13 protein-coding genes are annotated in these 13,995 nt (G+C 61.4%); 9 read left to right on the forward strand and 4 right to left on the reverse strand.

The window, feature by feature from the left end:
* Positions 1 to 143 precede the first annotated feature (143 nt).
* The 3 genes from ACOWVD_RS03995 (at position 144) to ACOWVD_RS04005 (ending at position 2,493) form a co-directional block, all read left to right on the forward strand.
* Positions 144 to 1,073 carry a LysR substrate-binding domain-containing protein gene (locus ACOWVD_RS03995; protein WP_044031173.1) on the forward strand — a complete coding sequence of 310 codons (930 nt, stop codon included), beginning with the start codon at positions 144 to 146 and terminating at the stop codon, positions 1,071 to 1,073.
* Positions 1,074 to 1,335: 262 nt separating this feature from the next.
* Positions 1,336 to 2,055, forward strand: coding sequence for a glucosamine-6-phosphate deaminase (locus ACOWVD_RS04000; RefSeq protein WP_049240918.1), 720 nt, complete (start codon positions 1,336 to 1,338; stop codon positions 2,053 to 2,055).
* A gap of 117 nt (positions 2,056 to 2,172) precedes the next feature.
* A complete protein-coding gene (locus tag ACOWVD_RS04005; protein WP_049241068.1) occupies positions 2,173 to 2,493 on the forward strand; it encodes a cupin domain-containing protein in 321 nt (106 codons plus the stop codon).
* Here ACOWVD_RS04005 and ACOWVD_RS04010 read toward each other — a convergent pair.
* Complete coding sequence (locus ACOWVD_RS04010) at positions 2,472 to 3,599, reverse strand: alpha/beta fold hydrolase (protein WP_421105458.1); 1,128 nt, start codon at positions 3,597 to 3,599, stop codon at positions 2,472 to 2,474. The two genes, ACOWVD_RS04005 and ACOWVD_RS04010, sit on opposite strands and share 22 nt — an antisense overlap.
* Before the next feature lie 106 nt (positions 3,600 to 3,705).
* Here ACOWVD_RS04010 and ACOWVD_RS04015 point away from each other — a divergent pair, with 106 nt between their 5' ends.
* Positions 3,706 to 4,599, forward strand: a complete 894-nt coding sequence (locus ACOWVD_RS04015; protein ID WP_421105459.1) for a LysR family transcriptional regulator — start codon at positions 3,706 to 3,708, stop codon at positions 4,597 to 4,599.
* 39 nt (positions 4,600 to 4,638) lie between these two features.
* Here ACOWVD_RS04015 and ACOWVD_RS04020 read toward each other — a convergent pair whose 3' ends face one another.
* The gene (locus tag ACOWVD_RS04020; protein ID WP_049240921.1) at positions 4,639 to 5,232 is read right to left on the reverse strand and encodes a TetR/AcrR family transcriptional regulator; all 594 of its coding nucleotides are present in this window, start codon (positions 5,230 to 5,232) and stop codon (positions 4,639 to 4,641) included.
* Between the two features lie 140 nt (positions 5,233 to 5,372).
* On the opposite strand from ACOWVD_RS04020, the gene ACOWVD_RS04025 reads away from it, so the two are divergent.
* From ACOWVD_RS04025 to ACOWVD_RS04035, 3 genes are read left to right on the forward strand one after another with little or no spacing between them, the layout of a single operon-like run.
* Positions 5,373 to 6,428, forward strand: a complete 1,056-nt coding sequence (locus tag ACOWVD_RS04025; protein ID WP_049240922.1) for a sugar phosphate isomerase/epimerase family protein — start codon at positions 5,373 to 5,375, stop codon at positions 6,426 to 6,428.
* Between the two features lie 26 nt (positions 6,429 to 6,454).
* Positions 6,455 to 7,348: an alpha/beta fold hydrolase gene (locus ACOWVD_RS04030; RefSeq protein WP_176325895.1), complete on the forward strand. Its 894-nt coding sequence runs from the start codon at positions 6,455 to 6,457 to the stop codon at positions 7,346 to 7,348.
* Positions 7,338 to 8,240, forward strand: a complete 903-nt coding sequence (locus ACOWVD_RS04035) for an alpha/beta hydrolase (RefSeq protein WP_197763528.1) — start codon at positions 7,338 to 7,340, stop codon at positions 8,238 to 8,240. The genes ACOWVD_RS04030 and ACOWVD_RS04035 overlap by 11 nt, the downstream gene beginning before the upstream one ends.
* Positions 8,241 to 8,288: 48 nt before the next feature.
* Here ACOWVD_RS04035 and ACOWVD_RS04040 read toward each other — a convergent pair whose 3' ends face one another.
* A complete protein-coding gene (locus ACOWVD_RS04040; protein ID WP_164094923.1) occupies positions 8,289 to 9,722 on the reverse strand; it encodes an NAD-dependent succinate-semialdehyde dehydrogenase in 1,434 nt (477 codons plus the stop codon).
* A gap of 197 nt (positions 9,723 to 9,919) precedes the next feature.
* On the opposite strand from ACOWVD_RS04040, the gene ACOWVD_RS04045 reads away from it, so the two are divergent.
* Both ACOWVD_RS04045 and ACOWVD_RS04050 read left to right on the forward strand, forming a co-directional pair.
* Complete coding sequence (locus tag ACOWVD_RS04045; RefSeq protein WP_164123803.1) at positions 9,920 to 10,747, forward strand: AraC family transcriptional regulator; 828 nt, start codon at positions 9,920 to 9,922, stop codon at positions 10,745 to 10,747.
* A 98-nt stretch (positions 10,748 to 10,845) separates the two neighbouring features.
* A complete protein-coding gene (locus tag ACOWVD_RS04050; RefSeq protein ID WP_421105460.1) occupies positions 10,846 to 11,823 on the forward strand; it encodes a DMT family transporter in 978 nt (325 codons plus the stop codon).
* 27 nt (positions 11,824 to 11,850) lie between these two features.
* Here the strand turns inward: ACOWVD_RS04050 and fusA are convergent, their stop codons facing one another.
* A complete protein-coding gene (gene fusA, locus ACOWVD_RS04055; protein ID WP_421105461.1) occupies positions 11,851 to 13,956 on the reverse strand; it encodes an elongation factor G in 2,106 nt (701 codons plus the stop codon).
* Positions 13,957 to 13,995 lie beyond the last annotated feature (39 nt).

The raw sequence follows: 13,995 nt of genomic DNA on the forward strand, positions 1-13,995 counted from the left end.
GAGGCTCACAGTAGAGAATTTAAAAAAATTGTAAAATACGGAAAAATACTTTCTTATACAAAAAACGAGTGATTTTAATGCATTGATTTTTATGTATATTGAATCCATTCCTTCAGTGTCGATTTCCCAAAAACAGTCAATATATGAAAAAAACAGAACAGTACGATGAGCCATTGCCGATGCTGCCGAACGATCCGCCGCTGCGCGCCGTGCGGGCGTTCGAGGCCATCGCGCGCCTGGGTGGCATCAGCGCGGCGGCTAACGAGCTGATGATTTCGCCTTCGGCGGTCAGTCATCAACTCAAAACGCTGGAGGCATTTTTGCAGATGCCGTTGACCGAACGGCAGGGGCGCAACCTGGTGCTGCGCAGCGAGGGGCGGGAGTACTACCGTTCGATTCGCTCGGCGTTCAACGTGCTGCGCCAGGCGACCGAACACGTGCGTGAACAATCCGCGTCGCGGCAGGTGACCATCAGCCTGATCCCGCTGTTCGGCATGGGCTGGTTCATTCCGCGGCTGCGCGGTTTTCTGCGTGAAAATCCGGATATCGACATCAATGTGGTCTACGCCAACCACCGCAATTACCTGAGCGACGCCGCCGATCTGTCGATCCGCTTCGGGGTCGGGCAGTGGACCGGCTATCGCAGCGAGAAGCTGATGTCCGGAAAAATGGTGCCGGTGTGCAGCCGGGCATTCAGTAAACTGCACGGTCTGCTCGATACGCCGGATCAGCTGGCGACGCTGCCGCTGCTGCACGACGAGGAGCGCAATACCTGGATGCAATGGTTTCAGCAGGCCGGCGTCAAGCGCCCGCTGCGCAGTATCGGCCCGATGTTCGAGGATGGATTGTTGACGTTGGCGGCGGTGCAGGCGGGGTTAGGGTGCGCGTTGATGCGTGAACCGTTAATCGCCCACTACCTTGAGAGCGGTGAGTTGATCAAAATGTTCGATCTGCCGATCGACGACGGCCGCGATTATTACCTGTGCGCTCGGCTGGACAGTGAACTGTCGCAGGAAGGCGAAAATCTGCGGCAGTGGCTGCGCCGTGAGGCGGCGGAAAGCCGAGGGGATTAAGCGCCGTTTGGCCATGGCGGCGCGGAACCTTCGAACCGCCCAGCCTGGCGCGGCGATTTGCGCGGCTTGATAGCCGGCAAGAAAAGAAATGTCACAACTGCGGCGCCTATCACACCGTGCAGATTGCATTTCATTCCTGGCCGCCATAACCTGACAAGAAACGGATTGTTACTGACGCGATCAGGCAAAACCTAACTTCTCTCCCGGCATCGAACATGGCCGGATGGGCGGTTAGGTTTTTTTTTTGCAAAAGGAGAAGGGAATGAAACTTGTCGTCGCTAATGACTACCAGGAAATGAGTGAGCTGGCCGCCAGCCTGTTGTTGAGTTACATGCTGCGCCCGCAGCGCGTCAATCTGGCTATCACCGCCGGCTCGACGCCTAAACGGATGTATGAGTTGTTGGCTCCGCGCGTCAAGGGCCACGCGGAATTCGCCAACGTGCATTACTATAATTTCGATGAAATTCCTTACGCCGGCCGATTGGGCTATGGCGTCACCATGGAGAATCTGCACCGTATGTTCTTCGGCCCGGCGGCGATCCCCGAGCGGCAACTGCACGTCTTGAATTCGGACAACTACCTCCAGCACGATCGGCGTATCGCCGAGGATGGCGGGCTGGATGCAATCGTGATGGGCGTCGGAGCGGACGGGCATTTCTGCGGCAATCTGCCGGGCACCACTGCCTTCGAAGACCGCACTTGTCGGGTGCCGGTTTCCGCCAGGCCGGATATGGCGGACATTTTGCTCAAAGAGGTGGGCGGCCGCACTGAATGGCTGCCCGATCATTACGTCACCCTGGGGCCTGCGAGCGTGATGGCCGCCAAAAAGCTGGTGCTGATCGTCAACGGTTCGCACAAAGCGGACATTTTGCGGCGCATTGTCACCGGCCCTGTCGACGCCGCAGTGCCCGCCAGCATTTTGATGTTGCATCCGGACCTGTTGATTATCGCCGATCGGGAGGCCGCGGCGCTGCTGTCTTAAGCGTTCATCCGGCGCATCTCGCCTCAGAACCAACGGTCATAACCTGCAACCAAAGCGTCTTTCCCTGTGGCACAGAATCAGGCTAGAGTGCGTTTTTTCATGCAACTGGGGATGACGATGCTGTTCGATTTAAACCAGCAGGCGGCCGAACTGCCCGAGGCCTGGCGTTCCGCCGTGCTGGGCCGCGTCGGTGCGGCCAATATCAAAGTGCTGCGTATGGATGCGCGCAGCATTGCGGATGAAGTGCATGATTACAGCGAAGGGTTGCTGGTGATCAGCGGCCGCCTGCGGCTGCAGGTGGCGGGGGAAGAAGTGGTGGTGCGGGCCGGGCAGCTGTATCAGGCCGCGGCCGGCGTGCCGCACCGCGTGTTGCCGGGCAGCGAAGGCACGCTGGTGATTGTCGATCTGCCGGAAGATCAAGCGCCGTCGTTGGGCTGAGGCTGCGCCAGAAATCTGACAACGCCCTGGAGAAAGCGTTGTCTGCCGGCGTTATCCCTATCGAGATGGACAAAATGTGTTGCTTCAGGAATGACCAGCTTTTCGGCTGAAGGGGCATCTTTCATGATGGCGTCAACATCCTCGGGCCGGCTCCAGAAATCCCGCTCCGAGCGAACAACCAATACGGGAACGGTGGTTAAGGCGGTTGCCGACCACTGTTTTCTGCCCATCGCCAGTTCAAAGCTGTCAGCCATTGCACCGGTCGGTGCGCGGAAGCTGTGTGGCGTTCTGCGCTGCGAGGTGTTGTCCGATGCCAGTGCGGCATCACCGTAAGCGCGTTTAACTGTCTCATCACGCCACTGTGTTTTATCCGCCACGGGAATGCTGTTATCCCAGGCAACAAACAGACTGTCCCGCGTGCTCAGGTTCCAGCCGCCAAATTTGGCTGCGTTGAAATGTCCCGGGTTTTGAGGATCGTCCAGCGGCGATCCCTGGCCCAGCAGCGGGTGGTGGGTGGTTCCGCCATAAAGCGTGTTATAGAGCACCAGTCGTTCCACATTCTGTGGGTATTGGGCCGCATAAGCGCCCGCCCAGTGTCCTCCCGTCGCCCATCCCAGGAGGTTAACGCGAGGGGCGCCGCTCCACGCCTGAATAGCCTGCACGGCGTGAGCGATATCGGCCACGGCATCCGCAGTGCGGATTAAAGGCGCCGATTGGTCTGGGGGGCTATTCATCGCGGCCGGGCGGCTGGATAGCCCATACCCCCGCAGATCGAGGATGTACACTCGAAAGTCTGCAAATGCCAGATCTGCCGCCAGAGAGCCGCCTTTGACAGGCAAGTCAAAGGAGGCGAGGCCGGGAACCCGCGCGCCATGAATCAGCAGCACAGGCGGTTGCGGTATCTTGCCTTCAGATTTCAGGCGGACTTCCCTGACATGGAGTTGCTCTCCGTCCGCAAGCACAATGTACCTGTCTGTTCGCTTTATCGGCGCGGAGATTTCATTTTCTTTCGATGCAGCCAGTGTGGGTGATGCCGACATCACAAGGAGGGCCAGCAACATATTTAGGCTTCGGTAAGTCAGTGACAACGATCTGAGTATGCTCATTGTTATTTCTGCTCCGCGAATATATACAGAAAGCATCTTCTGGCGGCCTTGCTTGTGTGTCTAATACTATCGTGAGGCTTTCTTAATACGTTTAAGGTATCGCGATATGCTCACCCTGCGTCAGCTTCGCCAGTTTCTTGCTGTTGCGGAGACCATGAATATCAGGAAAGCGGCAGAGCGCCTGCATATGGCTCAGCCGCCCCTTACCGCTGCGATCCGTCATATGGAAGAGACGTTGGGCACCCGGCTTTTTGAACGAACTAATCGTATAACGGCACTGACGCCGGCAGGCAAAGTGTTACAGAAAGAAGCGGCTGCGACGCTGATGCAGATGGAACGGTCGATGTTGCTGACACGACGCGCCGGCCAGGGAATGACGGGGGCTTTGCGCATCGGTTTTGTCGCTTCCGCCGTCAGACATCTGCTTCCCGAAATAGTCGCCCGTTTTCACTTTTCCTGTCCGGAGGTCGTCCTTGAACTGAAAGAAATGACCACCGCGCGACAGGTTGTGAGCCTTTTGGAAGACACGCTTGATATTGGCATTGCGGTTTTACCTGTTCCTGAATACGCCATACCGAAACTGTCTTGCCATCCATTTTTTAGCTGCCCGCTGATTGCCGTTATGCCGAGTAAACATCCTGCCGGAACAAGCGACGTTCTTTCGCTTTCTGCCCTGGCCAGGGAGCCGTGGGTATTGTTTCCCGAGCAGGAAGGGCCAGGTCTCTATCGCGCTATCATTGAGGCCTGCGAAAAGGCAGGATTTGCTCCTGAGGTTGTTCAGCAAGCCGTGCAGATGGAAACGATAGTCGGCCTTGTTGCTTCGGGATTAGGAGTCAGTCTGGTCCCTGAATTCATGCAAAAATGCGGCTGGGCAAACGTTTCTTTTTGTCGGCTTAGTGGAGAACAGATCCCGTATCAGGTTGCTTTGATTCACAAGCCGGAAAATACCAATCCTCACGTCGCAGATTTTGTCACAAACGCGGTTCCTCCACAGCCATAGGTAAAACGCGCCGGAGTTTGAACCGCATTCAAGAATCGATTAGGCGCGGTTGCCCAATGCCCTGAGCGCCACGTTCATCGCCGCCAATAACCGCGCTTCTGTGACGCCGTCACGCGCTTGAATCGACAGGCCGTGCAAGAAGACGGCGAAATAGTCCCCCAGGCTGTCGGCGTCGGTGTCGGCCGGCAGTTCGCCGGTTTGCACCGCCTGGCGCAGCCGTTCGACGATCTGCTGCGTGCGCTGCAGCCGATGCTCTGCCAGCCAAACTTTGAGTCCGTCGTTTTCCGCGCTGACGCTGGCGGCGGAGGAGACCACCATGCAGCCCTGCGGCAGATCCGGCCGGCTATAGAGCCGCACGGCATCTTCCAGCAGGCGTTTGAGCGCCGGGCGAATGCCGCTTTCCTGCGCGAAGGCGCGATCGGCAAAGCCGCCTTCCTTGGTTTCGTAACTGGCGATCGCCTCGCGGAACAGCTGCTCTTTGGAGCCGAACGCTTTGTAGATGCGCGCGGAAGCAATACCCAATTCCGCCACCAGATCCGACATCGAGGTGCCTTCGTAACCCTGCCGCCAAAATAAGTTTCGCGCCTTCAAGAGCGCCTGTTCGCGATCGAACTCGCGCGGTCTGCCTGCCATTCGCTGCTCCAATTTACCTGCCATTCAGCGACATAGGATCGCCTAAATCGGCGGGAATACCAATGCCTTTATAAATTTCGCTTGCGGTCGCCACGCTTTGCTCCTATTGTTTGTCAATCGACAACTAATTGGAGCTTACGATGAAAACCCTCAAAGGTCCAAGCCTGCATCTCGCGCAGTTCAGCGATGAGACAGCGCCGTTCAACAGCCTGCCCGCCATTGCCGAGTGGGCGGCGCAGACCGGTTTTAGCGCGTTGCAGATCCCGGCCTGGGATCGGCGTTTATTCGACGTGGCCACCGCTGCGCAAAGCCAAACCTACTGCGACGATCTGACCGGTATGTTGGCGGAGCATGGGTTGGTGGTCAGCGAACTGACCAGCCATATTTTCGGCCAACTGATGGCGGTGCACCCGGCTTACGATGCGCTGTGCGACAGCTTCGCGCCGCCGGCGCTGCACGGCGATGCCAAAGCGCGCGGCGAGTGGGCGCGGCAGCAAATGCTGCTGGCGGTAAAAGCCTCGGCGCGGCTCGGGCTCAGCGAGCTGGGCACCTTTTCCGGTTCACTGGCCTGGCCCTATCTGTTCCCGTTCCCGCAGCGCCCGGAAGGATTGATCGACGCCGCGTTCAACGAGCTGGCCAAACGCTGGCTGCCGGTGCTCAACGCCTGCGACGAGCAGGGCATCAACCTGTGCTACGAAATTCACCCGAGTGAAGATCTGCATGACGGCGTGACCTACGAGATGTTTCTGGAACGCGTCGGCCACCACCCGCGTTGCCGGGTGCTGTTCGATCCGAGCCATATGGTGCTGCAGCAGCTCAACTATCTGGAGTTTATCGATATCTATAAAGAGGTTATCGGCATGTTCCACGTTAAGGACGCCGAGTTCAATCCGACCGGCCGCCAGGGCATTTACGGCGGTTATCAGTCATGGATCGATCGCGCCGGCCGCTTCCGCTCGCTGGGCGACGGTCAGGTCGATTTCAACGGCATTTTTTCCCGTTTGACGCAGTACGGCTATTCGGGCTGGGCGACGCTGGAGTGGGAATGCTGCCTGAAAAATCCGCAGGACGGCGCGCGCGAAGGCGCGGCCTTCATTCGCGATCGCATCATCCATGTCACCGACAAAGTGTTCGATGACTTCGCCGGTGCGCCGGTCAATCCTCAGCAGATCAATGCGTTGCTCGGCATTCGCTGAGCCTGACCCCACAGGGAGTTAACCCCATGAAACAACAAGAGAACGAGATCCTGTTGCAGGATCTCGGGGCGGAACACGTCTATACCCAGGTCAATGGCCAACGTATCCACTGCGTGATAGCCGGTGAAGGGCGGCCGGTGTTGCTGATCCCCGGCTGGCCGCAAACCTGGTACACCTGGCGCCATGTGATGCGCGCCCTGGCGGCGGCCGGTTTTCAGGCGATCGCCGTCGATCCGCCGGGCATCGGCGACTCTGACAAGCCCGTCGGCGGTTACGACACCGGCAGCATCGGTGCGGCGTTGCACGCGATGATGGCGCAACTGGGCCACGAACGTTACCAACTGGTCGGCCACGACATCGGCATGTGGGTCGGTTACGCCATGGCGAGCGATTTCCCACAGGCGGTGGAGCGCCTGGTGCTGACGGAGGCGGTGATCCCCGGTCTGGCGCCGCCGCCGCCGATTTTCGTCGCGCCGGAGGAGAACATCTTCCTGTGGCATTTCATGTTCAACCAGTTGGCGGATTTGCCGGAGACCCTGACCCAGGGGCGCGAACGGGAGTATCTTGGCTATATCTTCAACCGCTGGTCTTATCGGCGCGATCGGGTGGCGGCTGAGGTCTATATCGCCGCCTATTCGGCGCCGGGCGGCCTGCGCGCCGGATTCGACTATTACCGGGCGATCCCGGAGACCGTTCGCCAGAACCGAGTGCGCGCCGCCACGCCATTGACGATGCCGGTGCTGACCGTGGGGGCGGAACACGCCACCGGCGACGCGCCGCTGACGACGCTGCAGGGCAATGCGCGCGATCTGCGGGGCGAAACGGTCGCCGGCTGCGGCCATTTCATCACCGAGGAGTGTCATGAAGCGTTTATCGCATTGATTACACCGTTCCTGGCGGGAGAACAGCATGCCGCTTGATGAACGCATCGCCGCCTTTTTGACGGCATCGGCCGATGTGCCGCCGCCCGCGTCGCTGGCGGACATGCGGGCGGCCACGGAAACCGGTTTGCGTCTGCTGCAGGGCGAGGCGGCACCGAGCGGCGGCGTCAGGGACTATACGGTGGTCGCCACCGATGGGCACCGGATTGCGCTGCGCGCCTATCTACCGGCGGGGGAAAGGCGCGCTGCCGCACAACCGGCGATGCTGTTCGCCCACGGCGGCGGCTGGTGCCTCGGTTCGCTGTCGCTGTATGACCAGCCCTGCCAGGCGCTGGCTAACGCCACCGGCCGGGTGATCCTGTCGGTCGACTATCGTCTGGCGCCGGAGTATCCGTTTCCGCAGCCGCTGGAAGATGTCTATCAGGCGCTCTGCTGGGTGGTGCAACAGGCGCCGCAGTTGGGGATCGACGCGCAGCGCCTGGCGGTGGGCGGCGACAGCGCCGGGGGCAATCTGGCGGCGGCGGTCGCGCTGCTGGCGCGGGATCGCGGCGGCCCGCATATCGAGCGCCAACTGCTGCTGTACCCGGCGCTCAGCCGCGAAATGGCGACGGAGAGCTATTGCGAGTTTGTCGAGGGGCACTTTCTGACGCGCGACGCGATGGTATTTTGTTGGCAGCAGTATCTGGCTCAGCGGCGCGAACCCTACGGCGAACCGCTGCACGCCGCCACGCTGCGCGGGTTACCGCCGGCCACCATTCTGAGTTGCGAATATGATCCGCTGCGCGATGAGGCCGAACAGTATGCGCAGCGGCTGCGTGAGGCGGGTGTGGCGGTACGCTGCGAACGGTTGCCGGGCATGGTGCATGCCTGCATACACATGCTGGGGTTGACCCCGGCGGCGCGACGGCTGTTCGAGCTGGCTCGCGAGTAAAAAAAAGCCCCGCATTGCGGGGCGTTTGGCTATTCATCAGACACGTGATTAACGGCCGGCGACGGTGACGAAGCGGGTTTCCAGATAGGATTCGATCGCTTCGCTGCCGCCTTCGGTGCCGTGACCGGAGTCTTTCACGCCGCCAAACGGCGTTTCCGGCAGGCCAAAACCGATGTGGTTGATGCTCAGCATGCCGCTCTCCACGTCGCGCCCCAGCGCATTGACGGTGGCGATGTTGCGGCTGTAGGCGTAGGCGGCCAGCCCGTACGGCAGGCGGTTGGCTTCGGCGATCGCCTCGTCGTAGGTGGCGAACGGGCGCAGCAGGGCGACCGGGCCAAACGGCTCTTCCGACATGGCGCGCGCGCTCAGCGGCACGTCGCGCAGCACCGTCGGCTCGAAGAAGTTGCCTTTGCCCGCCACGCGTTTGCCGCCGGTGCTGGCCTTCGCTCCGTGGGCGATAGCGTCCTGCACCAGCGCCTCGATATTGTCGACGCTGCGGCCCAGCACCATCGGGCCCATCGTCACGCCGTCTTCCAGCCCGTTGCCGAGCTTGAGCTCACGCACGGCAGCGGTGAATTTCTCCACGAAGGCTTCATAAACGCCTTGCTGGATCAGGAAGCGGGTCGGGGCGATACAGACCTGGCCGGCGTTGCGGAACTTCGACTGCGCCAGCTCTTTGGCCGCTGCGTCGAGATCGGCGTCGTCAAAGATCAGCACCGGCGCGTGGCCACCCAGCTCCATGGTGGCCTTTTTCATATGCTGGCCGGCCAGCGCCGCCAGATGTTTGCCCACGCGGGTGGAGCCGGTGAAGGAGATCTTGCGAATGGTCGGATGCGGGATCAGGTATTCCGAGATTTCCGCCGGGGTGCCGTACACCAGCGCGATCACCCCGGCTGGGATACCGGCGTCGGCGAAGGCTTTGATCAGCTCTGCCGGGGAGGCCGGGGTTTCTTCCGGGCCTTTGACGATGATGGAACAGCCCGCCGCCAGCGCGGCGGACAGCTTGCGCACGATCTGGTTAATCGGGAAGTTCCACGGCGTGAAGGCGGCCACCGGGCCGACCGGCAGTTTCAGGGTTTGCTGCTGCACGTCGCGGGCGCGGGACGGAATGATCTGCCCGTAGGTGCGGCTGGCTTCGCCGGCGAACCAGTCGATAACGTCGGCGGCGTTGAGAATTTCAATCTTGGCCTGCGCCACCGGTTTGCCCTGTTCCTGCGTCATGATGGCGGCGATGGCGTCGGCGCGTTCGCGCAGCAGCGCAGCGGCTTTGCGCATCAGGTTGGCGCGCTGGTGTGCGGCGGTGTTGCGCCAGAGGTTAAATCCGCGCTCGGTGGCGGCCAGCGCCAGATCGAGATCCTCTGTGGCGGCGTGCGCCACCTGACCGATGACCTCGTCGCTGGCGGGGTTGGTGACAGGCAGGGTTTTCCCGGCCAGCGCGTTGCGCCATTGTCCATCGATATACAGTTGAGTATCCGGATACATTGTTGCCTCTTGTTTACGGAGTGGTCAGGGGCCGCTGAGTTTTGCGATGCGGCGCGCCTGAATGGGACAGGGACCTTAACCCTACGCCGAATGGCGGCGATCGTCCAGGCGAGGGGCACGAAAGGACCAGGGCGGCTACTCAATCGGCGATGTTTTGGCTATGCTGAGCAGATTGTCAGCACGGATGAGGAGGTCGGGTGCAAGGGGTTCCACAACAGTTTCCGTTCGAGAAGGATTGCGCGCAGTTCCGGCATTTGTCGCATCTGCCCGGCGTCGAACTCTATCAGGCGCACATTGAGCGCTATGCCTTCGAGCCGCATACCCATGACGCCTTCGCCATCGGCACCGTGGATACCGGGGCGGAGCGTTTTCGCTATCGCGGGGCGCAGCATTTGGCGGCGCCGGGCGCGCTGGTACTGATGAACCCGGACGAGCTGCACACCGGCGAAGCCGAAACGCCGGGCGGTTGGTGTTACCGCATGCTCTATCTGGCGCCCGAGGCGCTGGAGCAGCTGTCCGGCGATCGGAGCCAGTGGTTTACTGATGCGGTGCGCCACGATCCGCGGGCGGCGCAGCGCCTGTCCGCCATTCTCGCCATGCTGTGGCAAACCGACGATCCGCTCACGCTCGACGGCCTGCTGCTGGAGGCCGTCGAGTTGCTGCAACCGCATATCCGCACCGGTCAACGAGAGAAAGCCGAGGCGGCGCACCGTTTCGAGGTGGTGAAAAGCTACCTGCACGATAATTACGCCGAGGCCGTAACCCTCCACCAACTGGCCGATCTGGTCTCGCTCAGCCCGTACCATTTCCAGCGCAAGTTCAAGGCCGAATATCACGTCTCTCCGCAGCAGATGCTGATGGCGATCCGGCTGTCGCAGGCTAAACGCATGCTGGAGCGCGGCATGCCCGCCGCACAGGTGGCGGCGGCGGCGGGGTTGACCGATCAGGCGCACCTGACGCGCGCGTTCGCTAACCGTTACGGCGTCACGCCGGTGCGTTTCCAGAAACAGGTGAAATTGGGCTAAAACAGCAACCTGCTACAATCATTCCTCCCCGCGTTTTCGTTACTCTGCCGCTGTCTTGTCGGGCGGGTTGGCCGCGCCGGCCGTTTGTCGGAGTCGTTATGTTCATTGGCGTTGTGTTTGCCCTGGCCGCCGGGCTGATGTGGGGACTGATTTTCGTCGGCCCGCTGCTGGTGCCGGACTATCCCGCCGCGCTGCAGTCCACCGGGCGCTATCTGGCCTTTGGGCTGATTACCTTGCCGCTGGCCTGGTTTGATCGCCGCCGCCTGCGCAAGCTGCGGCGCCAGGATTGGCTGGAAGCGCTCAAGCTGACAGCCATCGGCAATCTGCTGTACTACCTGTGCCTGGCCAGCGCCATTCAGCGCACCGGCGCACCGGTCTCGACCATGATCATCGGCACCTTGCCGGTGGTGATCGCCATCTGCGCCAACCTGTTTTACGGCCGGCACGACGGGCGCCTGGCCTGGAGCAAGCTGGCGCCGGCGCTGCTGCTGATCGTCTGTGGATTGGCGTGCGTGAACGTCGCCGAGCTGCGCGGCAATGCGGTATCGATCGACGGCTGGCGCTATCTCAGCGGTCTTGGGCTGGCCGTGTTGGCGGTGGCGTGCTGGACCTGGTTCCCGCTGCGCAATTCACGCTGGCTGCGGGAGAATCCGACGCAGCGGCCGGCCACCTGGGCCACGGCGCAGGGGCTGGTGACGCTGCCGCTGGCGCTGCTGGGCTATCTGGCAGTCTGCGGCCAATTGGCATTGAGCGAGCCGGCGTTCGCCTTGCCGTTCGGCCCGCGCCCCGAGGTGTTTATTCCACTGATGCTGATCATCGGCGTGTTCTGCTCCTGGCTGGGGGCGCTGTGCTGGAACGAAGCCAGCCAGCGGCTGCCGACGGTGTTGGTGGGGCCGCTCATCGTGTTCGAAATTCTGGCGGGGTTGGCGTATACCTTTCTGCTGCGCCAGGCCTGGCCGCCGTTGCTGACGCTGGCAGGCATCGTCTGTTTGATCGCCGGCGTGGTGTACGCCATGCGCATCAAGCCGCAACCGGTGGTGGTGGTGGTGGTGGCGCTGGAGGACAATCCGAGGTGACGCCCGCCGTGGCGGCGGGCGTGAGGGTTAACGCTTGCTGTGGTGAATGATCTCTTCGGCCACGTTGCGCGGCGCTTCGGCGTAGTGGCTGAATTCCATGGTGTAGGTGGCGCGGCCCTGCGACATCGAACGCAGGGTGGTCGAGTAGCCGAACATCTCGGACAGCGGCACCTTGGCGCGCATTTCCTTGCCGCCGCCGCCCGGGATCTCTTCCATGCCCTGCACCAGACCGCGGCGTGAGGAGAGATCGCCCATCACGTTGCCGGCGTAATCCTCCGGCGCTTCCACCTCCACCGACATGATGGGCTCCAGGATCACCGGATCCGCCAGACGGCAAGCTTCCTTGAAGCCGAAGATCGCCGCCATGCGAAACGCCTGTTCCGACGAGTCGACGTCATGGTAAGAACCGAAGGTCAGGTGCACCTTGACGTCCACTACCTGATAACCGGCCAGCACGCCGTTGTTCAGCGCCTCGAGCACGCCTTTTTTCACCGCCGGGATAAACTCGCCCGGAATGACGCCGCCCTTGATCTCATCGAAGAACTCGAAGCCTTTGCCGGGTTCGTTCGGCTCGACGGTCAGCACCACATGGCCGTATTGCCCTTTACCGCCGGACTGGCGCACGAACTTGCCTTCCACGTCGGCCACCCGCTTGCGGATGGTTTCGCGGTACGACACCTGCGGCTTGCCGGTGGTGGTCTCCACCCCGAATTCACGGCGCATGCGATCGACGATAATCTCCAGGTGCAGCTCGCCCATGCCGTAGATAATGGTCTGGCCGGATTCTTCATCGGTGCGCACCCGGAACGACGGATCTTCCGAAGAGAGGCGCTGCAGCGCGATGCCCATTTTCTCCTGGTCGCCCTTGGTTTTCGGCTCGATCGCCTGGGCGATCACCGGCTCGGGGAAGGTCATGCGCTCCAGCGTAATGATGGCGCCGGGATCGCACAGCGTATCGCCGGTGGTGACGTCCTTCAGGCCGACGCAGGCGGCGATGTCGCCGGCGTGCAGCTCGTCGATGTCCTTACGATCGTTGGCGTGCATTTGCACGATGCGGCCGATGCGCTCCTTTTTGCCTTTGATCGGGTTGTAAACGCTGCTGCCTTTGGCCAGCACCCCGGAGTAGACGCGCACGAAGGTCAGCTGGCCGACGAACGGATCGGTCATCAGCTTGAACGCCAGCGCCGAGAACTTTTCGTTGTCGTCTGCTTTGCGGGTGATGATTTCATCGTGTTCGCCGTGGCCTTCCATCGGCGGCACATCGAGCGGCGAGGGCATCAGCTCGATCACCGCGTCCAGCATGCGCTGCACCCCTTTGTTGCGGAACGCCGAGCCGCACAGCATCGGCTGGATTTCACCGGCGACGGTGCGCACCCGCAGCCCGTGGACGATCTCCTCTTCGCTCAGCGGCACCTGATTGAGGTATTTCTCCATCAGTTCTTCCGAGGCTTCGGCGGCCGCTTCAATCATGTTTTCACGCCACTCCTGCGCCGATTCGCGCAGGTCGGCCGGGATCTCTTCGAAGCTGAAGTTCATGCCCTGCGAGGCTTCGTCCCACAGAATGGCTTTCATCCGCACCAGATCCACCACGCCGCTGAAGCGGTCTTCGGCGCCGATGGGGATAACGATCGGCACCGGGTTGGCTTTCAGGCGCTCGATCATCATTTTACGCACGCGGAAAAAATCCGCGCCGATGCGGTCCATCTTGTTGACGAACGCCAGCCGCGGCACCTTGTACTTGTTGGCCTGGCGCCAGACGGTTTCCGACTGCGGCTGCACGCCGCCCACCGAGTCATAGACCATCACGGCGCCGTCCAGCACGCGCATCGAGCGTTCCACTTCAATGGTGAAATCGACGTGCCCGGGGGTATCGATGATATTGATGCGGTGCTGCGGATAGTTATGCTGCATGCCGTTCCAGAAGCAGGTGGTGGCCGCCGAGGTGATGGTGATGCCGCGCTCCTGTTCCTGCGCCATCCAGTCCATGGTCGCCGCGCCGTCATGCACTTCACCCAGCTTGTGGCTGACCCCGGTGTAAAACAGAATCCGCTCGGTGGTGGTGGTCTTGCCGGCATCGATATGCGCGGAGATGCCGATATTGCGGTAACGTTCGATAGGGGTGGTGCGAGCCATAATCAACCTTTCTTAGCCGCGTGAAGGAGAGCGGCTTAA

It is taken from the genome of Serratia sp. SA088 (genome assembly GCF_049065515.1).
Lineage (GTDB): Bacteria > Pseudomonadota > Gammaproteobacteria > Enterobacterales > Enterobacteriaceae > Serratia > Serratia nematodiphila.

Bases quoted from the DNA above. Each gene is read 5' to 3' on its own strand.
- ACOWVD_RS04025 (WP_049240922.1), top strand. From the start codon at position 5,373: ATGAAAACCCTCAAAGGTCCAAGCCTGCATCTCGCGCAGTTCAGCGAT.
- ACOWVD_RS04000 (WP_049240918.1), top strand. From the start codon at position 1,336: ATGAAACTTGTCGTCGCTAATGACTACCAGGAAATGAGTGAGCTGGCC.
- ACOWVD_RS04005 (WP_049241068.1), top strand. From the start codon at position 2,173: ATGCTGTTCGATTTAAACCAGCAGGCGGCCGAACTGCCCGAGGCCTGG.
- ACOWVD_RS04035 (WP_197763528.1), top strand. From the start codon at position 7,338: ATGCCGCTTGATGAACGCATCGCCGCCTTTTTGACGGCATCGGCCGAT.
- ACOWVD_RS04010 (WP_421105458.1), bottom strand. From the start codon at position 3,599: ATGAGCATACTCAGATCGTTGTCACTGACTTACCGAAGCCTAAATATG.
- ACOWVD_RS03995 (WP_044031173.1), top strand. From the start codon at position 144: ATGAAAAAAACAGAACAGTACGATGAGCCATTGCCGATGCTGCCGAAC.
- ACOWVD_RS04020 (WP_049240921.1), bottom strand. From the start codon at position 5,232: ATGGCAGGCAGACCGCGCGAGTTCGATCGCGAACAGGCGCTCTTGAAG.
- fusA (WP_421105461.1), bottom strand. From the start codon at position 13,956: ATGGCTCGCACCACCCCTATCGAACGTTACCGCAATATCGGCATCTCC.
- ACOWVD_RS04040 (WP_164094923.1), bottom strand. From the start codon at position 9,722: ATGTATCCGGATACTCAACTGTATATCGATGGACAATGGCGCAACGCG.
- ACOWVD_RS04030 (WP_176325895.1), top strand. From the start codon at position 6,455: ATGAAACAACAAGAGAACGAGATCCTGTTGCAGGATCTCGGGGCGGAA.
- ACOWVD_RS04015 (WP_421105459.1), top strand. From the start codon at position 3,706: ATGCTCACCCTGCGTCAGCTTCGCCAGTTTCTTGCTGTTGCGGAGACC.
- ACOWVD_RS04050 (WP_421105460.1), top strand. From the start codon at position 10,846: ATGTTCATTGGCGTTGTGTTTGCCCTGGCCGCCGGGCTGATGTGGGGA.